Origin of the sequence: Paludibacter sp. (genome assembly GCF_009712605.1) — a bacterium.
Classification (GTDB): Bacteria; Bacteroidota; Bacteroidia; order Bacteroidales; family Paludibacteraceae; genus Microbacter.
Map to the genome: position 1 here is coordinate 630,474 of NZ_WASO01000001.1, position 23,653 is coordinate 654,126.

The following is a 23,653-nucleotide window of genomic DNA, read 5'->3' on the forward strand; positions in this document are numbered from 1 at the left end:
TTTGAAAAGGTGTTATTCTTTGACGTATAGTAAGATGTAATCATGTTGAGACATTGTGAAAAGTGTAATGATCTGTGCATAAATAAACTAAAAAAATGCGTTTGGCTAGGGTTGAAAGATGATAATATTTGCATTCCGGGGTTCGAAATATTACTTTTGTTGATCTGAAATTAAACCAAAAATAATATAGTATGAAACGATCATGTTGCTTCATAATGCCCAAGGGTAGATAGCTGTCGGGTAAAGATTTTCAGCAACATGGGGTTCCATACTACCTTAAACGAAAAATTTATTACAGTATGAAATATATTGGAGCACACGTAAGTGCATCGGGAGGTGTGGAAAATGCACCTGTGAATGCATCAGAAATAGGAGCAACGGCCTTTGCTTTGTTTACAAAAAATCAGCGTCAGTGGGTGGCGCCGTCTCTTTCCTCTAAAAGTATCAAAGAATTTAAGGCTAACTGTGAGAAATTTGGATACATGCCGGAGTATATATTACCGCACGACAGCTATCTGATCAATCTGGGCCATCCGGAAGCGGAAGGTTTGGAAAAATCGCGTGCGGCGTTTCTTGATGAAATGCAGCGGTGCGAACAGTTGGGTTTGAAGCTGTTGAATTTTCATCCCGGGTCACATCTTAATAAAATATCTCTTCAGGATTGCCTTTCGCGTATTGCGGAGTCAATCAATATCGCCTTGTCCGAAACGCAGGGGGTAACTGCGGTGATTGAAAATACTGCAGGTCAGGGTAGTAATGTGGGTTTTAGTTTTCAACATTTGGCTGATATTATTGCTCAGGTGGAGGATAAATCGAGGGTGGGGGTCTGTGTGGATACCTGTCATTCTTTTACTGCCGGATATAACCTGAAAGATGCTGTTGAGTACGAAAAGGTCTGGTCTGAATTCGAAGAGGTTGTGGGCTTGAATTATCTGAGGGGTATACATCTCAACGACTCCAAAAAGGAACTTGCCACCCGGGTTGACCGGCATGATAGTGTGGGAAAAGGCTATTTGGGTTTGGAATTCTTTAAACGTTTTATGGTAGATAAACGTTTTGATAATATTCCCATTATTCTTGAAACTCCCGATGAAACCCTTTGGAAAGAAGAGATTGCCATACTGAAAGAATTTGCAGGTGAATAAAAAGTCTTAAAATGTAGTTTTAATGTGCTATTTATCAATGGTAATGTGATGAAAAAACAATAACTTTGCAATGCAAATTTTTTGGCTGAATATTTTATGTATTCTCCTGTATTACAAGTATTTGAAGATTCATTAAACCATTAGATAAATCAAACATGACAACAAAAAACTACAAAGTCGTTACTCCGGCTGAAGCTGTCAAAGTTATCAAGTCGGGCGATCACGTGCATTTGAGCAGTGTGGCCAGCTCTCCCCAATGTTTAATCAACGCTATGTGCGCCCGTGGTGATGCAGGCGAATTGAAAGATGTGCATATTCACCACTTGCATACAGAAGGTCCGGCTCCTTATACAGAAGCAAGATATGAAGGAGTCTTCCAACACGATGCATTCTTCGTTGGTGCTAACGTGCGTAAATCTGTGCAGGCTGGTTTTGCAGACTATATACCCATCTTTCTGAGTGAAACTCAGCGTCTGTATCGTGATGGCTACCTCAAATGTAATGTTGCCATGATTCAGGTTTGTCCTCCCGACGAACACGGCTATGTTTCTTTGGGTACTTCGGTAGATGCAACTCTGGCTGCTGTAGAAACTGCAGATCACGTGATTGCTGTTGTTAACAAAAACGTTCCCCGTGCTTTCGGACAGGCAATGATTCCAATGAGCTTGATCGATATCTTCGTTGAAGACGATACCCCTCTGGAACCTGCTCACTTCAGCGAACCGAGCGAAGTGGAAAAATTAATCGGGTTGCATTGTGCTGAACTGATTGAAGATGGTGCTTGTCTGCAAATGGGTATCGGTGCTATTCCTAACGCTGTTTTGGCTCAGTTGGGTAACCACAAAGATCTTGGTATTCATACCGAAATGTTTGCTGATGGCGTTCTTCCTTTGGTTGAAAGCGGTGTTATTAACGGTGCTAACAAAGGTATCGATAAAGGTAAAATGGTTTCTACCTTCCTGATGGGTTCTCAGAAAGTGTACGACTTTATCCACAACAACCCACAAGTGTTGATGATGGACGTTGGTTATACCAATGACCCTTTCCTGATCGCTAAAAACCCCAAAACTACCGCAATCAACTCTGCATTACAGGTTGATATTACAGGTCAGGTTTGTGCTGACTCTCTGGGAACTAAGTTTTATTCAGGCGTAGGTGGCCAAATCGACTTCGTTTACGGTGCTTCTCGTTCTAAAGGAGGTAAAGCTATCATCGCAATGCCTTCTGTAACTAACAAGGGCGTTAGTAAGATTGCTCCGGTATTGGCTCCGGGTGCCGGTGTTGTTACAACACGTAACCACATGCACTGGTTTGTAACTGAATACGGTGCAGTTAACCTTTATGGTAAAACCTTGCAGGAACGTGCTAAACTGTTGATCACCGTGGCTCACCCTGATCATCGTGAAGCTTTGGAACAAGCTGCTTTCGAACGTTTTGGTTCTCACTTCCGTTTCGTTACGAAATAATTGCAGATAAAAACATTTCAAGGGGCAGGAATCGGTCAGAACTGAACCGGTTCCTGCTTTTTTATTTTATCAACAACATTCAATATTGTTTGAAATACAGAAGTTATAATGTGAGGGCCTTCTTGAAAATCTCATCTTTTCTATGAATTTGATCGACTTGATTGATTATCTGGGGACATTTGCTTTTGCTATTAGTGGTATTCGGCTTTCAGCGGCTAAGCGATTTGATTGGTTTGGGGCTTATGTGGTAGGCCTGGTAACCGCAATTGGTGGTGGAACAACCCGTGATGTGTTGCTGGGAGTTTCTCCTTTCTGGATGCACCAGCCCTCTTATTTGATTGTAACCGGAGTTGCGCTGGTGGCTGTCATTCTATTTAAGCGCCATTTGGTGAAGCTTGAAAACTCTTTCTTTATTTTTGATACTATCGGTTTGGGGCTCTTTGTGGTAGTGGGGATTGAGAAGACTCTTGATGCGCATTTCCCTTACTGGGTCGCTATTATGATGGGGATGATTACAGGTTCTATCGGCAGTGTAATCCGGGATATGCTGATTAATGAAACACCGCTGATTTTTCGAAAAGATATTTATGCGTTAGCCTGTGTTGCGGGTGGTGTTGTCTTTATGATCTGTTCCGAGTTGGGAATTCCAAAAGGGATGACTCAGCTGGTTTCTGCTATTTCAGTCATTGTTATCCGTATTTTGGCTGTAAAATTCCATATTGGTGTGCCGGTGTTGAAGGTTGATGACGAAAAAAAATGATGACGAAAACTGTTCTATGTTTTTTCTGAGACGATAAATGTCCGACGAAAATAATAAAAGTCTGATTGCTCTGCTTTGATGCAGTGGGCAGTCAGACTTTTATTTATCTGTAGGGCATTTTTAATGCCTGTTGCTATTGTGAAGATTTCAGGCAATAGGGTTTATTTGGATTCCATGATCTTCCACATGGTTTATGCTATGGACGACAATACTACTGTTATGTTGAACGAAATATGGGCGTTGTGTTCCTGATATTTGTAATGACATAACAAATCCTCGGTCATCACTTCTACTCCATGTTTCACTCTTTTCGGGTTCGATAGAAAAGAAGCCGGTTTTTCCATCATCACCCCATTTGTTGATTGCCACTTCTACTTCTGTGCGTGCAGAGTTTTTTACTGAAATGCTCATAGTCGATGTTGTTTAGTATGTTCCTACTCGTAAGGCTTTTCGGATTTCGCCCGTTTATTAGTGTGGTGTCGACTCCACTTTGGTTTGGTTCGAATTAGTTTGCGCTAAATAATTATTTTACAGTTACTTTGTACAGCGATTTTTCGATGGCTTGCTGTTGTCCGGGAGGAAATAGCTCAAACAAGATTTCTCCGCTTCCGTTTCTCAGGGCTTTGAATTTCCATCCTATTTTTCCTGGAACTCCAACAGCTTTTGTTGCTGGGTGTAAGGTGACAACTTCGAGAAGTTGCGTAGTGCCTGAATTGTCGGGACGATATTCCCAATGGTAACCGGTAGATGCATTGTAATCCTTGATTACCCATGTTGATTCACCGTCGATTGTCATAAAATTTTCGAAATGTTCTGTGAGCAAAATACCTTCTTTTTGATCCATGGCTTTAAATGTTAATGAATTGATGTCTACTCTGTTCAGTTTTCGACTTCTCTGTTTTGTGATGTGTGCGTAGCAATGCTCTAAAGGTCGGATGGGGTTAATCCGGAAATCTTCTTTACGGGCACTCCTTTAATTTCTTCCCAATTACCCGAGGAATTCATAAATGCAAATGTAGCAGAACCCGATTGCCAGTCTTCTGTAAGTGCAAGCAATATTTTTATATTCGGATTATTTGCAGGTCCTATACCTCCGTATCCAGACCAGGCCTGAATGGGATAACCTGTTAGAATGATCTGTATGTGGCAATTTTGAGGCATAATACACATGACAGCATAGTGCCCCTGTAAGTTTGAATGTATGTCCTGTGGTGAACTGGTTGGTTGCAATAACTTTCCTATGCCCGATATCGCCTGATTGGGAGTGCTGACGATAAGGCTTGCGTTTAATGTAAACGAACCGGGCGTGTTGTCGCCAATCAGGTAAGTGATCATAAACATTCCAACGTCTTTTCCCATGATGTAAATAATTAGGGCTTCTTTGATATGCCGAGAGTGTCTCAAGAAAATCTTTACAGACACTCTCGGGTCATTGTGCTCAGGTGGTTTCTTCCCATTTTGGATTTAGTGTAGTTCCCCAGATTTTATAAGATTTCGTTACCGGGGTGCTAAAGCTTTGAGTAAAGATGGTTGTGGTTTGTCCAATGAACCAATATTCTTCAACTTTCAGGTAAATGTTGGTTGCTCCTTCCGGAATTTCTATCGTTTTATTTACTCCGGCTGTAAACTTGTCGCTTTCTTTGGTTAGTTCTTTGCCCTGAAATACATAGGTGATGCTGAATTTTGCTACATATCCACCTTCATTTCTAACAGTGATTGAACCGGCGACTCCGGCTTCTAAATGTTTTACTAAAATGTCTTTCATGGGTTGTTTTTTTAAAATTTCCCTACTCGTAAGGCTTTTCGGGTTCCGCCCCGTTTTTAGTGGTTTCGGCTCCGGCATAAAGCAATGCTTAAACTTTAGTAATGGATGTGATGTGCGGATCTCCATTCAATGGTTGGTAGATCTGGGTGATCACGGCATCATTTGGGGCATCAGGATATACCACATGAGAGTTGCAGAAAAAACGGTAGTTTGTGCCATTGACTACTTGGGTTGCTACAGCCAGAGGGGTGTAGTTTACTCCAATTGGTTTCGTTTTGTTGAAAAGGTCCATTGCTTCTTTTGAAATGGTCGTGCTGTACGGAGTCCATCCTCCGGTTCTTCCTGTTTCCATAATACTTAGATTAATTTAGTTTTTCCTACTCGTAAGGCTTTTCGGCATACTCCCTGTTTTAAATGGTTTCCAGCTCCACAATTATGTATTTGCAATTATTGGATTAAGCTTAAATATCCTTTGCTGTATTGATCGAATGTGTTTTTTCTCTTTCGGTTGAAACATGAATAGAGTATGATGCAAAGAGTTCTAAGCATATAATTCCTTTGTACATATTATGCAAATATGTCTTGAAGGAGAGATAACGTCCGGTATTCTTTTGAGCCGGAGTTCTCTTTTGCTGATTTTGGTTTGGGGTTTTGAATGATATCAGGCGTGATATCAAAGTGAGGATTAAACCGGAAAATACAGTTTAACCATAAGAAATGTGTCTGGCAACCAATAGGGAAATGTTGATGTGATCGGTTAAATTAAATCACTTGGATTGTATGTTGGTGTCGCCTTGTTTGATCGGTCTGATTTTTTGTTGCTTTGAGGTGATAATTGCAGTCCGTATCTATTTGTTAGAGTGGAACGCATTTATCAGGTGCTCTTGGGCTTTTCGCTAATAGATCTATATTGATTGTTGTTAAATAAATATAGACATAAAAAAATACTCAATATGTTTTATGATATTGTTATTTTGTTGCAAATATAAGGATGTGAATATTGGAATGCAATGATTTCATTAAAAATAAAGTTATTTTTAATGAAATTTATAATTTAACGATCTGGTTTAATTTTACTTTTAATGCTTGTTTTGTGTTGATATTTAATTACTTTCATAGGTTGAAATGATGCTGTAGTGAGGCGGAATTTTAGGCTGCGGAGAATGTATATTTAAGAATGTTGCTCCCATTGTTAAAAAGCGGTTTGCTCCTTGTAGTATGTAAAAGTATAGAGGTGATTATTTGATTTGAGAGTCGGGTTGATCAATACTAAAAGGCTGGTGTTATTGGTTTTACAAGCCGAGCAAAGGATGATTCGTGATTTTATTCAATCTCTACTCTGACTCTGTAATGTGAGCGCGGAGAGATGTTAGTCAGAGAGGTATATCCTTTTGAAATACGTCCGTCCGTCACGGTTAAGGGTGTTTCAACCCGTCGACGCAAATGGTCGTTGAAAAGAGCGTCGGGCTCCGAATAATGGTCGATATGAAAGCAACCAGTTGCATTCGGGCTTACAAAATTATCATAGAAAATACGGGCAACGCATCCCATGGTCATTCGCAGGTTGATTTCTACGCAGGGGTGTAGTTTGATGAGATCGTTTTCTTGATAGCTGAACATGTCGATACCAAGCAAACCGGAATAGAACGGGGCAATGCTATTTGTGATGAATGTGCTTAACTGACTTTGTACAGTCAACAGAAGAGTTGCCGGTACGCCATATTCTTCAATTTTTTGGATAATGGACTCGTTGCTCATCAGAATATTACCCCGATATATCCCTTTTTCGGTTTCAAACAGGGAATAGCCGGCAAAAGATGTTTTCCCGTCGTTGCACGAAAATTCCATCGCAAAATCCAATAGCTTATCATAGATTGGCTCGGCGATTACACTTCCTTGTTTTTCAATTGTGTTGCGACACCAGCCCCGACGACTTTCTGTCATTTTATCTTTTGACCAGCATAGTCCTTTTCCGCTTCCCGACCAGGGGGCTTTGAAAATCACTTTTTTGTGTTCCAATGCATATTCGTCTGCTTCGTCTGCGGATGTTAGTTCTTTTGCAGGCGTGGGTAGCATGGCGCTAAATCGGGTGTCTTGAAGGATGTGTTCTAAAGCCTGTATGGAAATGTTTCTGTGAGACAAACGGCGAATATTTTCCAATTGAACGGAATCCGGCAACAAAGAGCTATCGGCGCCCAAAAGAGAAAAATGTTTGCAAACAGCATTGTCCCACCCCCAGGGGGATAGAGTGTTTATTAATGAAAAATCAGGAGTAAGCGTTAGGTGGATATTTTTCAGCTGTGGGAATGTGCGTTGTATTTCTTCAAGCCAATTGCTGTCTGCATTTGTGCTCAATACGATGCTCCCCGGAGAGGCATACCAAAGAGGCAGGCAGGCGAGGTCGTGAGCCAATTTTTTTGCCTGAAGCGGAGCGTTGAAGTTTCGATCGCTATTGGCCAATGCCAGATCGTGTTCGGGGTTGAAAAAATATAACGGGCGATTCATTTTGCAAACTTATAGCTAATCTGATGAATGTGCAAATCAGATAAAATTAACTTCTTGAAAGGCAATATAAACATTTGTGAATTTTACCCGAAAAAATAGAATGAATCCGGTTAAAAAAAGAGATAAAAATTTTGTTCATTCATAAATTCGATATACCTTTGACAACGATTTTGTTTTCAGAATGACAAATAGACATCAATCACTGATCGATGGCTTTGAGAAAAAGCTGCGCAAACTGTTGCAATTACATGCTGATGATAGAGCCAGGATTCAGCAGCTTACAGAACAATTGCAACGGAAAGAAGATGATTTGATGCAGGCGCACAAGGTCATTCTTGAATTACGTTCTGATTATGAGAGCCTGAAAATGGCACAAATGTTTGTCGGTGGAAATGAGGATGAAAGAGAACTGGCTCACAAACGAATCTCACAATTAGTGCGGGAAATTGACAAATGTATTGATTTGCTGAATCAATAAAGCAAATGAACGACGAACTATTTACCATAAACGTCAATTTGGCAGGACATCGGTTTCCGTTGACAATCAACAGGAACGACGAACAGTTGTATCGCGATGCTGCTAAAAATCTGAAAGAAAAAATAGACTCTTATCGGGAACGACATGCTCAGTTGCCTTATGAAACCGTATTGGTGATGGCGGCTTACCATTTTGCAATTGAAACTCAGGAATTGAAGTGCAGAGAAGATGTCGGGCCGGTGGTAGAGAAAATGGATCTGTTGAATAAAGAATTGGATAAATATTTGAAGGAACTTCAATAAGTTCGTCAATACTTTGGATAGAACAATATTCCCGCATTGATCTTGCTGCAAATGGCAGTGAGTCAATGCGTTTTTTATATTTAACACCTTAATAATTCTATGAGTTCAATATTGTTAGTTGTACTGACCATAATAGTTACCGTGGCTGCCACATGGGTTGTCATGCGTTTCGTGTTGAATGGTCGATCGCAAAAAATTCTCAAAGACGCCGAAGCTGAGGCTGAAGTGCTGAAAAAGAATAAATTGCTTGAAGCTAAAGAACAATTTGTTTCGATGAAGTCAGAATACGAAAAGGAAGTTGCATCGCGTAATGCCAAAATGCAACAGGCTGAAGTTCGTATTCAACAAAGGGAAATGAACCTGAATCAGAAGCAAAGTGAACTGCAGCGTAAAAATACCGAAGTAGATGCGATTAAAGAAAATCTAGAATCGCAGATTGACTTGGTAGATAAGAAGAAAAAGGAGTTGGAATCTCTTCATCGTAAAGAGTTGGAACAGCTCGAAACTATCTCTGGGTTGTCGGCCGAAGAAGCTAAAGATAAGCTGATTGAATCGTTGAAAGATGAGGCCAAAACAGGTGCTATGTCTTACATCAACGAGATCATGGAAGAGGCGAAGATGAATGCCAACAAAGAGGCAAAACGAATTATCATTCAGACAATTCAACGTGTCGCTACGGAAGCTGCCATTGAAAACTCAGTTACTGTATTCAATATCGAATCGGACGAAATAAAAGGGCGTATTATCGGTCGCGAAGGTCGTAATATCCGTGCGTTGGAAGCTGCTACCGGAGTTGAAATTATCGTTGATGATACTCCTGAAGCTATCGTTCTTTCTGCGTTTGATCCTGTTCGTCGCGAAATAGCCCGTCTGGCACTTCACCAACTGGTGTCCGATGGTCGTATTCACCCTGCCCGTATCGAAGAGGTGGTGACCAAAGTGAAAAAACAGGTAGAAGAAGAAATTATCGAAACCGGTAAACGTACTACCATTGACTTGGGTATTCACGGTCTGCATCCAGAGCTGATCCGTATGGTGGGTAAGATGAAATACCGTTCGTCTTATGGCCAGAACCTGTTGCAGCATGCCCGCGAAACTGCTAACCTCTGTTCTGTGATGGCTGCCGAACTTGGTCTGAATCCGAAAAAAGCAAAACGTGCCGGTCTGCTCCACGATATTGGGAAAGTGCCCGATGACGAACCGGAATTGCCACACGCATTGCTGGGTATGAAACTGGCCGAACAATACAAGGAAAAACCGGATATTTGCAATGCTATCGGTTCGCACCACGAAGAGACAGAAATGACCAGCTTGCTGGCGCCTATTGTTCAGGTTTGTGATGCTATCTCGGGCGCACGTCCGGGCGCACGTCGCGAAATCGTTGAGGCTTATATCAAACGTTTGAACGATCTTGAGAATTTGGCATTATCTTATCCGGGCGTTCAGAAAACCTATGCCATTCAGGCAGGTCGCGAATTGCGTGTGATTGTGGGTGCCGACAAGGTTGATGATAAATCAGTAGAAACACTCTCGTTCGACATTGCTAAAAAGATTCAGGACGAAATGACTTATCCGGGTCAGGTGAAGATCACTGTTATCCGCGAAACCCGTTCGGTAAGCTACGCGAAGTAAATACATTTTTTAAATAGATTTCTAAAAGCTCTTGCAAATGCAGGAGCTTTTTTTGTTTTTGTGAAATGTAATGCATTGATTATATTTGTGGTATGATCCCAATTGTTACTTGGCTGTGCGAAATGTCAACAAAACGCATTGATAATAGCGCTTTGATTGAGGTGGATCAAACACTAAGACGAAAGCAGACAGTCTAAACGGCTTATTTCAATAATCCATGGAGAAACAAGTGATACAGAACAAAATCTACACAATCAGAGGTCAACGGGTAATGCTTGACCGTGATTTGGCTGAGATGTACGGCGTTGAAACCAAACGTTTGAATGAACAAATTAAAAGAAATATAAAACGGTTTCCTGATGACTTCATGTTTCAACTCAAAAAAGAAGAATTTGAAATCTTGAAGTCGCAATTTGCGACATCAAGTTGGGGCGGAACAAGAAAACTACCCTATGCGTTTACAGAGTTAGGAGTGGCAATGCTTAGTAGTGTGTTGAATTCAGATACGGCCATAGAGATCAATATGGGTATTATGCGGGCATTTGTTACAATACGTCAGGCGTTGACAAATCCACAGCCTGATCGATATGAGGAATTAAAGCAATATATGGATGAGATATTAATCGACCAAAATGACATTAACGAGGATACCCGAATTCAGCTTGAGTTAATAAACCGAACATTAGCAGAATTACAAACCGACAAACGGTTGTCCGATAAACCACGTAGGCGGTTTGGCTTTCATAGAGAAGATTAGTTGTTATGTAAACAAAATGAGCAATGCTTGATAGAGAGAATCTCCTTTATGACAACTTTAAATAGCTTTTGTTTTGCCTGAAAATGTTGTATCTTTGCAGATGATAATAAATGGAAACCAGCCGGTTTGTTTTCTGCTGATTGGCACAGGTTTTGCAACGAAGTAATTGTCAATTATCAACTGTCAATTGGGCATTAAAACCGGGGTCGCTTGGTTTTGACAGCGGGTAGAAGAGGTATGTAAGCATGTCGAGCGCTGGGATGTCGGCTCGTAAATCTCGATTCTCAAAATTATAACTGGCGAAAATAACTACGCTCTTGCTGCTTAATCGAAGTATAGTAGATTCTAGCTTTATCCCGACGATAGTGTCGGGACGAGACATCTCCCAAATGCCGTGGTCTCGAGGCTCTTTGATCAGGAGGTGCAGCTAAATCGGGAATAGTCGGACGTAGCCTCGTGCGTTCGATGAGATTCAGAGGATAAGGTAACGGTTGGTGGCTTCGGTCTTGCCGGGACTCGAAAATTGAAGGCGAAGATAAACATGTAGAAAGCGTATTGCTTCCTCGTTTGGACGCGGGTTCGACTCCCGCCGGCTCCACAAAACGAATAAAACGGATTGTTATTCTCAATGGTAACAATCCGTTTTTTATTTGATTATTACCCGAATATTCATGCTCTCTTGTGGGATATGCACCGGAAATGTCGTACCTTTGCACCGTAATTTTTAATCCTTCGCATATAAACTACTTCAATGAACGAAAGATATAGTCAACGAGGCGTTTCTGCCTCTAAAGAAGACGTTCATAACGCTATCCGTAATTTGGATAAAGGTATTTTTCCTCACGCTTTTTGTAAAATAATTCCTGACATTTTGGGTGGAGATCCCGAGTATTGCAATATCATGCATGCTGACGGTGCAGGAACAAAGTCATCATTAGCCTATTTATACTGGCGCGAAACCGGCGATATTTCCGTTTGGAAAGGTATTGCTCAGGATGCATTGATAATGAACATCGATGATCTGCTTTGTGTGGGTGCTACCGACAATATTCTGGTGTCATCTACCATTGGGCGTAATAAAAATCTGATTCCGGGAGAGGTAATTGCCGAAGTGATTAATGGTACGGAAGCATTATTGGCAAAATTGCGTAGTCTGGGAGTGAATGCTCATCTGACTGGCGGCGAGACTGCTGATGTGGGCGATTTGGTTCGTACAATTATTGTTGATAGTACGGTTGCTTGCCGCATGAAGCGTTCGGATGTTATTTCGAACGATAAAATTAAGGCTGGCGATGTGGTTGTCGGTTTGTCTTCGTGCGGAAAAGCAAGCTACGAAGATGGCTATAATGGCGGAATGGGAAGTAATGGACTTACCTCTGCCCGTCACGATATTTTTGCTTATTATCTTGCCGAAAAATACCCTGAAAGTTATGATGCAAGCATGCCTTCCGGTTTGGCTTACTCAGGATCGAAAAAACTGACAGATGAAATAGCACATGTGGGTATGGATGCCGGTAAACTGGTGTTGTCGCCTACGCGTACTTACGCTCCGATTATTCGTGATATTCTGGAGCATCATCGCGAACATATTCATGGAATGGTTCACTGCTCGGGTGGTGCACAAACCAAAGTGCTGCACTTTATTGATAATCTTCATGTGATTAAAGACCATCTCTTCCCTGTGCCTCCGCTGTTTGAAATGATACAGGCAGAATCGGAGTCGGATTGGAAGGAAATGTACAAGGTGTTCAATATGGGTCACCGTATGGAAATATATCTTGATCCGGAATGGGCAGAAGATATCATTATTCTTTCTGAAAAATATAACGTTGATGCTCAGATTATAGGTCATGTGGAAGCTTCGAAAGGAGCTAAGGTGACTATCCGTGGCGAAAAAGGTGTGTTCGAATACACGAAATAAAGCTGTTGTTCATTAATCTAGTTCAGCGTCTAATAGAAGTTTTATGGAGAAAATGAGTTTAACCATATTGGGTTGTAATTCGGCACTGCCTTCTATTAGTAGCTTTCAGACATCGCAACTGCTTTCATTGCGCGAAAAGCAGTTTATGATTGATTGTGGTGAAGGGGCTCAAATCCGGCTTCGTCAGTTGAAAATCAAAGCTTCCCGCCTGAATCATATTTTTATTTCTCATTTGCACGGGGATCATTGTTTTGGCCTGATAGGTCTGATCTCATCAATGGGAATGCTGGGGCGGACATCCGATTTGGTCATTCATTCACATTCCGATCTGGAAGGAATATTGCAACCGCAAATAGATTATTATTGCGCCGATACCGGTTATAAGGTGATATTCGAGCCGTTCAATCCGAGACAATATGCGCTTTTGTACGAAGACCGATCGTTGCAGGTTTTTTCTATTCCTTTGAAACATCGTGTTCCTACAGCCGGCTTTTTGTTTTCCGAACGGGAAAAAGAACGTCATATTATTCGTGATATGATCGATTTTTACCAGATTCCGGTGAGAGACATTGCCCGTATCAAACAGGGTGCCGATTTTGTACGGGAAGATGGCGAAGTGATTCCGAATGAGCATCTAACCACAGCTCCTTATCCTGCTCACAAATATGCTTATTGTTCCGATACTGCTTATTCTGAAAAGATAGTGCCGATTATTGAAGGCGTAGACCTTTTGTATCACGAGGCAACCTTTATGCAGAGTGAGATTGTTCGGGCAAAGGAGACTGCGCATTCTTCGGCACAGCAGGCAGCCGAAATTGCAAAAATGGCTAATGTGAAGAAGCTTATCATTGGCCACTATTCGGCTCGTTATGATAATCAGTCAGGGCTTTTGGCTGAAGCTCGTGCTGTTTTTCCGGAGACACACCTCGCATTTGACGGAATGAGGTTGGATGTCTGATTTTTTATTCCAAAAATTCAAATTCCGAAATTCAAAAATGATAGGAGACGAAGTATATTTGTTATTGTGGAATTTTGAAATAGTGTATTCTGAAATTATTATTTTGTAAATCTTTCAAACGAAAATATTATCTATGGAACGTAATCCTTTTCAACGTCGGCCACAGCCGCGCGGCAATTCCAACCCTTTTCGCCCCAAATGGGAGCATCGTCCTCCAAGTTCTGATCTGATTTTTGGTATCAGAGCTGTTATTGAAGCGCTCGAAGCAGGAAAAGAGGTGGATAAAATTCTCGTCAGAAAAGAATTGTCGAGTGATTTGGCAAAAGAATTGTTTGCTGCTTTGCAGGGTCGTAATGTGCCGGTACAGCGTGTGCCGGTCGAAAAGCTGAATGCTATCACTCAAAAGAACCATCAGGGTGTGATTGCCTATGCAGCGGCGATTGAATATCAGCAGATATCAAATATTGTTCCCGCGTTGTATGAGGAAGGTAAGAATCCTTTTGTGGTGGTGCTTGATGGGGTAACCGATATCCGCAATTTCGGCGCTATAGCCCGTACCTGCGAATGTGCAGGTGTGAATGCAATCGTGGTACCTTCGAGAGGCGGGGCTGCTGCAAATGCCGATGCAGTGAAAACTTCTGCGGGCGCGTTGCATGTAATTCCTGTTTGCCGCGAAAACAGTTTAGTGGAAGCCGTGAAATTTCTAAAGGGTTCTGGGCTTAAGGTTGTAGCTGCAACTGAAAAGGCGGTGAAAAACTATACAGAAGTGTCGTACAAAGAGCCGGTCGCTATCGTGATGGGTTCCGAAAATGTAGGGATTTCGGATGACGTTCTTCGTTTGTGTGACGAATTGGTGGCCATTCCTATTTTGGGAACTATCGCATCGTTAAATGTGTCTGTGGCTGCCGGTGTTTTGGTATATGAAGCAGTGAAGCAACGTCAATAAAGAGATATCGTGATAAAAAAATGGTGGTTACTTTCAAAGTAACCACCATTTTTTTTATTCGTTTTCATCATTGTTCGGACGGCTTTGTTTCGGAATTAGTATCCCGTGCATAAATGCATTGATGATAAATCGTTTGTTATATTTCATTTTTTCACTTACCCTGTCGCGAACGTAAGGCGTTTCAATCCCACGAAGAGCATAGTGGAAAATTTGGGCAGATAGCTCCGCATCATGCAGGTTGAAATAGCCTTTTTCTTTTCCTTCCTGAAAAATACCAACCAGTAGTTTGATTTCTTTGATGTCGAAACGGCGACGGGCTTTTTCTACTTCATAAATATCCCGGAAAAAGTCGGATTTTAATGAGCCATTTCTGGTAATGGATTCTTTTACAGCATCTAGACGGGTGAAGATATATTCCGCCAATTTCTTGTCGGGTGGTATATCCATGGCTGCAACTTTTTGTAATTTCTCATTCAGGATGTTCAGTTCCTGTTCGATAACAGCAAGGTAGATCTGATCTTTATTGCTAAAGTAAGTGTACAATGTGCGCCTGCCTTTGTTCGAAGCATTGGCAATGTCGTTCATTGTGGTGTTTGCTTTTCCCCACTTGGCAAAAAGCATTCGGGCGACATCGATGAGCATGGCGCGCGTTTTTTGTCCTGTAAGTGAAGCGATTGATGGCATTGCGAAATGAGTTGTTGTTTCTTGCGCAAAATTACTAATTTTGAGCAGGAAATCATCGTTTGAACACTGGAATTTTTAGTTAAAAAAGATTGAAGAAAAGATGATGGTGTTGATTGGTTTACCACATTGGATGCTGAGAGGAAAAATGAGGCCCTTTTCTGTGTTTTATGACTGTATTTTCGTCTTTTCTCTGAAAATAAATTACTATTTTTGTGAACTGGAAAACCAATTTTTTCTTTCGGCAAGATGAAGAAAAAAAGTCTTCCGGCATGATATCGAACTTTTACGTCAAAAAAAATAACGCATGAAAACAAATTATGAAATTCGTTATGCTGCTCATCCTGAGGACGCAAAGCATTACGATACCACACGTCTCCGCAAAGAGCACCTGATTGAAACAATCTTCGCACCAAACGAAGTGAATATGGTTTATACCATGTACGATCGTCTGATTGTGGGAGGAGCAATGCCTGTCGGAGAAAAATTGTCGCTTGAAGCTATCGATCCGCTTAAAATGCCCTATTTCCTGTCACGTCGCGAACTTGGAATATTTAACGTGGGCGATAACGGAAAAGTTACAGTGGATGGAGTAACCTTTGAATTGGGTTATAAAGAGGCTTTGTATCTGGGTATGGGCGATCGTGAAGTCTATTTCGAAAGCGCCGACGCCAAGTCGCCTGCCAAGTTCTACTTCAACTCTACTCCGGCTCATCAAACCTATCCCGACAAAAAAGTAACCAAAGCTGATGCCGTGGTGGCCGAAATGGGTGCACTGGAAACATCAAACCATAGAAATATCAATAAAATGCTCGTAAATCAGGTGTTGCCTACCTGTCAGTTGCAGATGGGTATGACCGAATTGCAACCGGGCAGCGTGTGGAATACCATGCCGGCTCACATTCACAGCCGTCGTATGGAAGCTTACTTCTATTTTGAAGTACCCGAAGGTCAGGCAGTATGCCACTTTATGGGCGAACCTACCGAAACACGCCACATCTGGATGCAGGGTGATCAGGCTGTGATTTCCCCCCAATGGTCGATCCACTCGGCAGCAGCAACCGCTAACTACACCTTTATTTGGGGTATGGGCGGCGAAAATGTTGATTATGGCGATCAGGACTTCTTCAAAATTGAAGAACTCAGATAAGATATAACGCAGGATTGTTGTCGGCTTTTGTCGGTGATAACCCTGTTTTCATACAAAGAATACACACACACAATTTTACATCAATCACTACAACAATGACAGATCAATTTTCACTTAACGGAAAAGTAGCGTTGGTAACCGGCGCTTCTTACGGTATTGGCATGGCTATCGCCAAGGCACTTGCCGGTGCAGGCGCTACCATCACCTTCAACGATATCAATGCTGATCTCGTAGAGAAAGGCGTTGAGGAGTATAAAAATAGCGGCATCGAAGCTCACGGTTATGTTTGCGATGTGACCAACGAAGATCAGGTGGATGCTATGGTAGCTCAGATTGCCAAAGAAGTGGGCGTGATCGATATTTTGGTTAACAACGCCGGTATCATCAAACGTATTCCGATGATTGAAATGAAGGCTTCTGAATTCCGTCAGGTGATCGACGTTGACCTCAATGCTCCGTTTATCGTTTCTAAAGCGGTTATCCCCGGCATGATTCAGAAAGGCGGAGGTAAAATTATCAACATCTGCTCGATGATGAGCGAACTGGGACGCGAAACAGTTTCTGCTTACGCTGCTGCCAAAGGTGGCTTGAAAATGCTAACAAAGAATATCGCTTCCGAATATGGCGAATACAATATTCAGTGTAACGGTATCGGTCCGGGTTATATCGCTACTCCTCAGACTGCTCCTTTGCGCGAAGAAGGTCACCCCTTCAACTCGTTCATCATTGCCAAAACTCCTGCAGCACGCTGGGGAACTCCCGAAGATCTTCAGGGTCCCGCAGTATTCCTCGCTTCCAGCGCTTCTGACTTTGTAAATGGTCACGTGTTGTATGTCGATGGTGGTATTTTGGCTTACATCGGTAAACAACCTAAATAAATTTGTTTTATAAATTTCAATCCTGTAGAATCAAGCAACAGCCGGTATTGTCCGGTTGTTCGTCTTGATTCTTCTGTTTTTGAATTAATAACGCACAATGATGAAGAAATTAGTAATCGCATGGATGGCAATTGCCGTTACTTCAACCGCATTTGCCGCTTCGCTGAAGGTAACGGTAGCCAATTCGTTGGGTTTCGACCGCAACAAAGAGATGGTGTCGGTGAGCATGGCTGTGGTAAAGCAAAAACTGGGAGCTGATACCAAAAGTTTTATCGTGGTTGATGCCAAGGATGCTCAGGTGCCTTATCAGGTTACGGCCAATCAACTGACGCTGATTTTTCCGGCAACGGTGAAAGCCAACGGTTCGGCTGTATATGAAATCAAAGGCGGCGCTCCCGAGAAGTTTGCTGCAAAAACGTTCGGACGCTTTGTTCCAGAACGGAAAGACGACTTTGCATGGGAAAACGACCGCATTGCTTTCCGCATGTATGGCCCGAAACTGGCTAACGAAAACCCCAGCAACGGTGTGGATGTATGGTTGAAAAAGACCGAAGCCCTGATTGTGGATAAATTCTATTACAACGATCTCCAAAAGGGGATTCACTATCATGTGGACTACGGCGAAGGACTCGATTGCTACAAGGTGGCTCACACACTGGGTGCGGGAGGGATTGCTCCTTATACCGATTCTACGCTGTGGGTGCAGAACCAGTACAGCAAATGGAAGGTGATTGAAAACGGTCCGTTGCGCACCACTTTTCAGTTGACGTATGACTCAGTGAAGGTTGGTAAAACATGGTTGAAAGAGATTTATACCGTTTCGATCGATGCAGGTTCGCAGTTGAACAAAGCCGTTGTGTCGTATGCGGGTAAAATTCCTGTCGGAATGAAACTGGCAGCCGGACTCTTCTTGCATGATAAAAAAGGGGTTTCTAAAATTGATGCTAAAGCCGGTTATATCGGTTACGGTGAAGTGGCTACTTCCGATGCCGGTGTTCCTGCCGGACGCGATTATGTGGGAGCTGTTCTCGGAAGCGGGAAGATGCTTTCCGGTAAGCAACAGGGCGACCACGTACTTGCTTTTGCCAACTACAAACCCGGTACCAAATTTACCTATTACTTCGGTGCAGGCTGGAGTCAGTGGGGCTTCCCCAATGATCAGGTTTGGTTCGATTACCTGCGTGACTTTAGCCTCAAACTGCAAAGTCCGTTGAAGGTGACTGTAAAATAAAATGAGCTGATATTTGTTCGAAAGCCGTGTGGGATTTCCTGTGCGGCTTTTTTGTCTTTGGCAAAATTTGATGTAATTTCGTTGAAGCAAAATTCAATCCCGTTGTAAAGAAGTAATCAATATAATATCAAATCATTAAACCATTTTACTATGACTCCGGTTGTTAGCATTATCATGGGCAGTACCTCCGATTTGCCCGTTATGGAAAAAGCCGCCAAGGTTTTTGACGAGTTCCAGATTCCGTTCGAAATTCATGCCCTTTCGGCTCACCGTACTCCCAAAGAGGTGGAAGCATTTGCCACAGGTGCCCGCGAACGCGGCATCAAGGTGATTGTGGCTGCGGCCGGTATGGCAGCTCACCTTCCTGGTGTAATCGCTTCGATGACTCCGCTACCTGTGATTGGCGTGCCCATCAACGCTTCGCTTGACGGTATGGATGCATTGTTGGCTATCGTGCAAATGCCTCCGGGTATCCCCGTGGCAACTGTCGGTATCAATGCTTCGATGAATGCGGCTCTGTTGGCGGTACAAATCTTAGCTTCCGGCGACGAAAGCCTGCAAACCAAACTGATCGATTACAAAGAAGGCCTGAAACAGAAAATCGTGAAGGCCAACGAAGAGTTGAAAGAGGTAAAGTTTAAGTTTAAAACCAACTAAGCAGATCCAAGAATCAAGAACCAAGTGCCAAGACCAATTCGTCTGTCTTTGTTCTTTTATCTGATTTTGAAACCCTTCGTCGCGAACTGCACGAATATTCCCCTTTATTGCCATGAGAATCATCTTTCTGTTCATAACATTGTTTGTGGGGTCATGCTTTCTTAGTAAAGCGATTGACCCGGCTCCTAATCGTGTTAGTTTTGAGTTGAATGATTTTTTGGTCAAGAATGGGGCATATATTGACTTTTCAGATAGCAATACTAATCCGGAATTCAAATTCGAAGATAGGCATCAAGAGATTCAAGCGGATACATATACCTATGTTTTTTTTGAACCGACCTCCCCTTTTCAAGTTAAAATAAAGTTGAACGATTCTACAGAGATATCTACCGGTCTGATATCGCCCAATGAAAGATACCCTATCTATGGATTATCAAAAGAAGGTAAAACCAAAATAGGAGTTGAAGATTTGTACACGCATAAAAAGAACATGGATTTGCTCTCCATGATTGTTTTTTATCGATCATCTTTCTTTTGTTTAAGTTGATACCGTCTTTACTCATTTTATTGCCAAAACATATTCTGAAATTTCTGAAGTGGTATTGTTTGCCACAACTGATTTTCCTTGTAGTGTTTGCTTTGCTTGTCTTTTTTGCTCATGGAGTTGGCTTGCTTATTTCAATGTTGATGGCTGTTGTTTTGTCATTTGCAATAGATGGGAAGATTATTCGTTGGCTTTATGCCGATGAGAAGCGCCCCTGGCAGCTCAATACCACTATCATTATTTCTGCCGCTTTAACTCTGATTTTTTGTTTCATTGAAATGGTTGCTTTGGTGTTATTTGGAAATTTGCTTTTTCACCCTTAGGCTTCGCTTGGAGCAAAAGTCTAAGTCACGTGAATTAAAAGTGAAGCCCTAAATTGAAGACCTGTTGATTTACTTGAACTTTGGTAACGTTAAACTTTTGGAATTATCCTGATTATGACTCCCCAACAACAAATAGAAACTCTTCGTCGCGAACTGCACGATCACAACTATCGTTACTACGTTTTGTCGCAACCTTCTATCAGCGACTACGAGTTCGATATGAAGCTCAAAGAGCTGCAGCAACTCGAAGCTGCTCATCCCGATTTTTACGATCCCAGTTCACCTACGCAGCGGGTGGGTAGTGACCTTACCAAGGAGTTCGAGCGAGTGGCGCACCGTTACCCGATGCTCTCGTTGGGGAATACCTACTCCGAAAGTGAGGTGGCCGATTTCTTCAACCGGGCAGCGAAGCTGATCGATGAACCGTTTGAGATCGTTTGCGAACTGAAGTTCGATGGAGTCTCTATTTCGTTGATCTACGAGGATGGAATGTTGGTACGTGCCGTGACCCGTGGCGATGGCGTGATGGGCGATGATGTGACGGCCAACGTGAAGACGATTCGGGCTATTCCGCTCCGCTTGCAGGGGAATGATTATCCTGCTTCGTTCGAGATTCGGGGTGAAATTCTGTTGCCCTGGGAGTCATTCGACCGGATGAACAAGGAACGAGAAGAGCAGGAAGAGACGCTTTTTGCCAATCCGCGTAACGCGGCATCGGGAACGTTGAAGTTGCAGAATCCTGCCGAGGTGGCCAAACGTCAACTCGATACTTATCTCTACTACCTGTTGGGTGAAAACCTTCCGTGCGACGGTCATTATGAGAACCTGCAAAAGGCAAAATCATGGGGTTTCAAGGTGTCCGATGCCATGCGTAAGTGCAAAAATATGGAAGAAGTATTCGATTTTATCCACTATTGGGATAAAGAGCGGAGCAAGCTTCCTGTGGCAACCGATGGCATTGTGTTGAAGATAAATTCGCTGCGTCAGCAACAGGAGCTGGGCTTTACGGCCAAGTCGCCCCGCTGGGCGGTGGCATACAAATATCAGGCCGAGCAGGTCTCTACCGTGCTCAAGAGTGTGGAGTTTCAGGTGGGACGCACGGGAACGGTTACTCCGGTGGCCAATCTTGAACCCGTTTTGCTTGCCGGAACGACCGTAAAGCGGGCAACGTTAAACAATGCCGCCTTTATCGAAAACCTCGATCTCCATTTGGGAGATTCGGTTTTTGTTGAAAAAGGAGGCGAGATTATCCCAAAAATTATGGGTGTCGATTTGGAGCAACGGGCAAAAGCGGGCGAACGGATACAGTTCATTACTCATTGTCCCGATTGCGGCACCGAACTGCAACGCAACGAAGGCGAAGCAGCCTGGTATTGTCCGAATGAAAATGGCTGTCCTCCTCAGATTAAAGGTAAGATCGAGCATTTTATCAGCCGCAAGGCGATGAATATCGACGGCATTGGTTCCGAAACGGTCGATCTGCTCTATCAGCAGGATCTGATTCAAAATATAGCCGATCTTTATGAGTTGAAAGTTCCGCAGATTGTCGGTCTGGAGCGGATGGGGCAGAAGTCGGCGCAGAATATGATTGAAGGCATTGCCGCTTCCAAACAGGTGCCGTTTGAACGGGTACTGTTTGCACTGGGCATTCGTTTCGTTGGGGAAAAGGTGGCTAAGACGCTGGCGCAAGCCTTCGGAAGTATCGAAGCATTGGCGCAGGCCAAAGAGTCCGACCTGGCGGCCGTGCGCGATGTGGGTGAGCGTATTGCTCAAAGCGTGGTCGATTATTTTGCCGACGAACGCAACCGGACATTGATCGAACGTTTGAAGGAATATGGCCTGCAATTGGCGGTTTCGGAGGCTGAGCTGGCCGCTAAAAGTTCTTTGCTCGAAGGTAAGGTTGTGGTTGTTAGCGGTGTGTTTGCACAGCATTCCCGAGACGAGTACAAGGCTTTGATCGAACAAAACGGAGGCAAAGAAACCGGATCGGTATCGGCCAAAACTTCGTTTATTCTGGCCGGAGCTAATATGGGACCGGCCAAACTGGAGAAAGCCAAAGCATTGGGTGTGGCAATTGTCAGTGAGGAGGAGTTTTTGACGATGATAGGAGAGGCTCCAGCTTCTGCAACTCCCGTCAATCCTCAGGGAACGCTGTTTTAACTTGCTAATTGGTGTAAAAGTGCGTACCTTTGCACTGCAATTTACAATTCAAAAACAATAGATTATGAAGCGGTGTATTGCACTTTTATCATTTATACTGACTACGCTTGTAACTGCTCAGTTTTGTAACGCACAAAGCTTTGAGAGTCAGAGCGCATCCATTGCAGCTGCCTTCGATGCAAAGAATGCAACCGCACTATCGGCCTATTTTTGCAACAGCGTAGAACTGGTGCTGCCAGAGGTGGACGATACTTTTCCAAAGGTTCAGGCTCGCAATCACGTGGCCGATTTTTTTGCCAAACAGCCAACTAAAACTTTTGAGATTCTCCATCAGGGATCCCGTGCCAATGTTTCCTTTATTGTGGGACAACTTACCACAGCCACATCTTCTTTCAGAGTAAATATGTTATTCAAAAAAGAGGGAAATGTGCTGAAAATATATCAACTACGCATTGAATAACAAGTCGGAGACTGCCTATCGGCTTCTTTTTACCGACTATTTTCTACTTAAAAAATGATTGATAACTTACACGAACAGATCAAAATCTGGTTTGCCGAAGATATAGGCGATGGCGACCATACTTCACTTTCCTGTATTCCTGCAACGGCGATGGGAAAATCGCAGCTCATCATCAAAGAAAAAGGCGTTTTGGCCGGGGTTGAAATAGCCAAAGAAATATTCAAAGCCTTCGATCCGGAGCTTAAAATCGAAGTGTTTATCAATGACGGTGCCGAAGTAAATCCCGGTGACATCGTTTTTGTGGTGGAAGGAAAGATTCTTTCGCTGCTGCAAACCGAACGTTTGATGCTGAATATTATGCAGCGTATGAGCGGCGTGGCTACCGTTACCCGCAAATACGTGAAACAGCTCGAAGGTCTGAAAACCCGTGTTCTTGATACCCGCAAAACCACTCCAGGCTTGCGTTTGTTGGAGAAAGAAGCGGTGCATATTGGCGGTGGCGTCAATCACCGGATCGGCTTGTACGATATGATTCTGTTGAAGGATAACCATGTCGACTTTGCCGGAGGTATCGACAAAGCTATTCTTTCTGCGCAAAACTACCTGAAGGAAAAGGGCAAGTCGTTGAAAATAGAAATCGAAGTGCGTAGTTTCGACGAAATCGAACAGGTATTGAAATTGGGAGGCGTCGATCGAATTATGCTCGATAACTTCTCGGTTGAGAATACGAAAAAGGCGGTAGAGCTGATCGCAGGCCGTTTTGAAACCGAATCGTCGGGCGGAATCACCTTCGACACGCTTCGCGCTTATGCCGAATGCGGTGTCGACTATATCTCAGTCGGGGCGTTGACTCACTCAGTGAAGAGTCTCGATATGAGCTTTAAGGCGGTAAAATAAATAACCCTATACATAAGAAAATCCGTCGCACATAATC

Annotated in this window: 25 protein-coding genes and 1 other RNA gene; 19 read left to right on the forward strand and 7 right to left on the reverse strand. The window is 43.0% G+C overall.

Features of this window, described 5'->3' with window-relative positions; genetic code table 11:
• The first annotated feature begins 299 nt into the window (after positions 1 to 299).
• The 3 genes from nfo (at position 300) to F8N35_RS02335 (ending at position 3,371) form a co-directional block, all read left to right on the forward strand.
• Positions 300 to 1,145 (forward strand): deoxyribonuclease IV, encoded by an 846-nt coding sequence (nfo, locus tag F8N35_RS02325; RefSeq protein WP_293049736.1) that lies wholly within the window; start codon positions 300 to 302, stop codon positions 1,143 to 1,145.
• A 155-nt stretch (positions 1,146 to 1,300) separates the two neighbouring features.
• Positions 1,301 to 2,611, forward strand: a complete 1,311-nt coding sequence (locus tag F8N35_RS02330) for an acetyl-CoA hydrolase/transferase C-terminal domain-containing protein (protein ID WP_293049737.1) — start codon at positions 1,301 to 1,303, stop codon at positions 2,609 to 2,611.
• 142 nt (positions 2,612 to 2,753) lie between these two features.
• Entirely contained in the window at positions 2,754 to 3,371 is a 618-nt protein-coding gene (locus tag F8N35_RS02335) for a trimeric intracellular cation channel family protein (RefSeq protein ID WP_293049738.1), read from the forward strand.
• Positions 3,372 to 3,518: 147 nt separating this feature from the next.
• Here the strand turns inward: F8N35_RS02335 and F8N35_RS02340 are convergent, their stop codons facing one another.
• From F8N35_RS02340 to F8N35_RS02365, 6 genes are all read right to left on the reverse strand, one after another.
• Entirely contained in the window at positions 3,519 to 3,782 is a 264-nt protein-coding gene (locus tag F8N35_RS02340; RefSeq protein ID WP_293049739.1) for a hypothetical protein, read from the reverse strand.
• Positions 3,783 to 3,894: 112 nt separating this feature from the next.
• On the reverse strand, positions 3,895 to 4,215 hold the full coding sequence (locus tag F8N35_RS02345) for a protease inhibitor I42 family protein (protein ID WP_293049740.1): 321 nt from the start codon (positions 4,213 to 4,215) through the stop codon (positions 3,895 to 3,897).
• A gap of 80 nt (positions 4,216 to 4,295) precedes the next feature.
• A complete protein-coding gene (locus tag F8N35_RS02350) occupies positions 4,296 to 4,730 on the reverse strand; it encodes a DUF1842 domain-containing protein (protein ID WP_293049741.1) in 435 nt (144 codons plus the stop codon).
• A gap of 79 nt (positions 4,731 to 4,809) precedes the next feature.
• Complete coding sequence (locus tag F8N35_RS02355) at positions 4,810 to 5,136, reverse strand: thiol-activated cytolysin C-terminal domain-containing protein (RefSeq protein WP_293049742.1); 327 nt, start codon at positions 5,134 to 5,136, stop codon at positions 4,810 to 4,812.
• A gap of 88 nt (positions 5,137 to 5,224) precedes the next feature.
• Positions 5,225 to 5,488: a hypothetical protein gene (locus F8N35_RS02360; protein WP_293049743.1), complete on the reverse strand. Its 264-nt coding sequence runs from the start codon at positions 5,486 to 5,488 to the stop codon at positions 5,225 to 5,227.
• A 971-nt stretch (positions 5,489 to 6,459) separates the two neighbouring features.
• Positions 6,460 to 7,641: a hypothetical protein gene (locus F8N35_RS02365; protein ID WP_293049744.1), complete on the reverse strand. Its 1,182-nt coding sequence runs from the start codon at positions 7,639 to 7,641 to the stop codon at positions 6,460 to 6,462.
• 181 nt (positions 7,642 to 7,822) lie between these two features.
• Here F8N35_RS02365 and F8N35_RS02370 point away from each other — a divergent pair, with 181 nt between their 5' ends.
• From F8N35_RS02370 to rlmB, 8 genes are all read left to right on the forward strand, one after another.
• On the forward strand, positions 7,823 to 8,119 hold the full coding sequence (locus F8N35_RS02370) for a hypothetical protein (RefSeq protein ID WP_293049745.1): 297 nt from the start codon (positions 7,823 to 7,825) through the stop codon (positions 8,117 to 8,119).
• Positions 8,120 to 8,124: 5 nt separating this feature from the next.
• Complete coding sequence (locus F8N35_RS02375; RefSeq protein ID WP_293049746.1) at positions 8,125 to 8,421, forward strand: cell division protein ZapA; 297 nt, start codon at positions 8,125 to 8,127, stop codon at positions 8,419 to 8,421.
• 99 nt (positions 8,422 to 8,520) lie between these two features.
• The gene (gene rny, locus F8N35_RS02380; RefSeq protein ID WP_293049747.1) at positions 8,521 to 10,053 is read left to right on the forward strand and encodes a ribonuclease Y; all 1,533 of its coding nucleotides are present in this window, start codon (positions 8,521 to 8,523) and stop codon (positions 10,051 to 10,053) included.
• A gap of 217 nt (positions 10,054 to 10,270) precedes the next feature.
• Entirely contained in the window at positions 10,271 to 10,810 is a 540-nt protein-coding gene (locus F8N35_RS02385) for an ORF6N domain-containing protein (protein ID WP_293049748.1), read from the forward strand.
• 202 nt (positions 10,811 to 11,012) lie between these two features.
• Positions 11,013 to 11,411: a transfer-messenger RNA gene (ssrA, locus tag F8N35_RS02390) on the forward strand.
• 150 nt (positions 11,412 to 11,561) lie between these two features.
• Complete coding sequence (locus F8N35_RS02395; RefSeq protein ID WP_293049749.1) at positions 11,562 to 12,731, forward strand: AIR synthase related protein; 1,170 nt, start codon at positions 11,562 to 11,564, stop codon at positions 12,729 to 12,731.
• A 43-nt stretch (positions 12,732 to 12,774) separates the two neighbouring features.
• The gene (locus F8N35_RS02400; protein ID WP_293049750.1) at positions 12,775 to 13,689 is read left to right on the forward strand and encodes a ribonuclease Z; all 915 of its coding nucleotides are present in this window, start codon (positions 12,775 to 12,777) and stop codon (positions 13,687 to 13,689) included.
• Positions 13,690 to 13,822: 133 nt separating this feature from the next.
• Positions 13,823 to 14,635 (forward strand): 23S rRNA (guanosine(2251)-2'-O)-methyltransferase RlmB, encoded by an 813-nt coding sequence (gene rlmB, locus F8N35_RS02405; RefSeq protein WP_293049751.1) that lies wholly within the window; start codon positions 13,823 to 13,825, stop codon positions 14,633 to 14,635.
• Positions 14,636 to 14,689: 54 nt separating this feature from the next.
• Here the strand turns inward: rlmB and F8N35_RS02410 are convergent, their stop codons facing one another.
• Positions 14,690 to 15,319, reverse strand: a complete 630-nt coding sequence (locus tag F8N35_RS02410; RefSeq protein ID WP_293049752.1) for a TetR/AcrR family transcriptional regulator — start codon at positions 15,317 to 15,319, stop codon at positions 14,690 to 14,692.
• A 304-nt stretch (positions 15,320 to 15,623) separates the two neighbouring features.
• Here F8N35_RS02410 and kduI point away from each other — a divergent pair, with 304 nt between their 5' ends.
• The 8 genes from kduI to nadC all read left to right on the forward strand — a co-directional run bounded on the left by kduI (position 15,624) and on the right by nadC (position 23,616).
• Positions 15,624 to 16,466 carry a 5-dehydro-4-deoxy-D-glucuronate isomerase gene (gene kduI, locus F8N35_RS02415; protein ID WP_293049753.1) on the forward strand — a complete coding sequence of 281 codons (843 nt, stop codon included), beginning with the start codon at positions 15,624 to 15,626 and terminating at the stop codon, positions 16,464 to 16,466.
• 95 nt (positions 16,467 to 16,561) lie between these two features.
• Positions 16,562 to 17,344, forward strand: coding sequence for a gluconate 5-dehydrogenase (locus F8N35_RS02420; RefSeq protein ID WP_293049754.1), 783 nt, complete (start codon positions 16,562 to 16,564; stop codon positions 17,342 to 17,344).
• Between the two features lie 97 nt (positions 17,345 to 17,441).
• On the forward strand, positions 17,442 to 18,575 hold the full coding sequence (locus tag F8N35_RS02425; RefSeq protein WP_293049755.1) for a DUF4861 family protein: 1,134 nt from the start codon (positions 17,442 to 17,444) through the stop codon (positions 18,573 to 18,575).
• Positions 18,576 to 18,725: 150 nt separating this feature from the next.
• Positions 18,726 to 19,232, forward strand: a complete 507-nt coding sequence (gene purE / locus F8N35_RS02430) for a 5-(carboxyamino)imidazole ribonucleotide mutase (RefSeq protein ID WP_293049756.1) — start codon at positions 18,726 to 18,728, stop codon at positions 19,230 to 19,232.
• Positions 19,233 to 19,862: 630 nt separating this feature from the next.
• Positions 19,863 to 20,099 (forward strand): hypothetical protein, encoded by a 237-nt coding sequence (locus F8N35_RS02435; RefSeq protein ID WP_293049757.1) that lies wholly within the window; start codon positions 19,863 to 19,865, stop codon positions 20,097 to 20,099.
• A gap of 114 nt (positions 20,100 to 20,213) precedes the next feature.
• Positions 20,214 to 22,259, forward strand: coding sequence for an NAD-dependent DNA ligase LigA (gene ligA / locus F8N35_RS02440; RefSeq protein WP_293049758.1), 2,046 nt, complete (start codon positions 20,214 to 20,216; stop codon positions 22,257 to 22,259).
• Positions 22,260 to 22,323: 64 nt separating this feature from the next.
• Positions 22,324 to 22,719 (forward strand): DUF4783 domain-containing protein, encoded by a 396-nt coding sequence (locus F8N35_RS02445; protein WP_293049759.1) that lies wholly within the window; start codon positions 22,324 to 22,326, stop codon positions 22,717 to 22,719.
• 54 nt (positions 22,720 to 22,773) lie between these two features.
• The gene (gene nadC / locus F8N35_RS02450) at positions 22,774 to 23,616 is read left to right on the forward strand and encodes a carboxylating nicotinate-nucleotide diphosphorylase (protein WP_293049760.1); all 843 of its coding nucleotides are present in this window, start codon (positions 22,774 to 22,776) and stop codon (positions 23,614 to 23,616) included.
• The last annotated feature ends 37 nt before the right edge of the window (positions 23,617 to 23,653 follow it).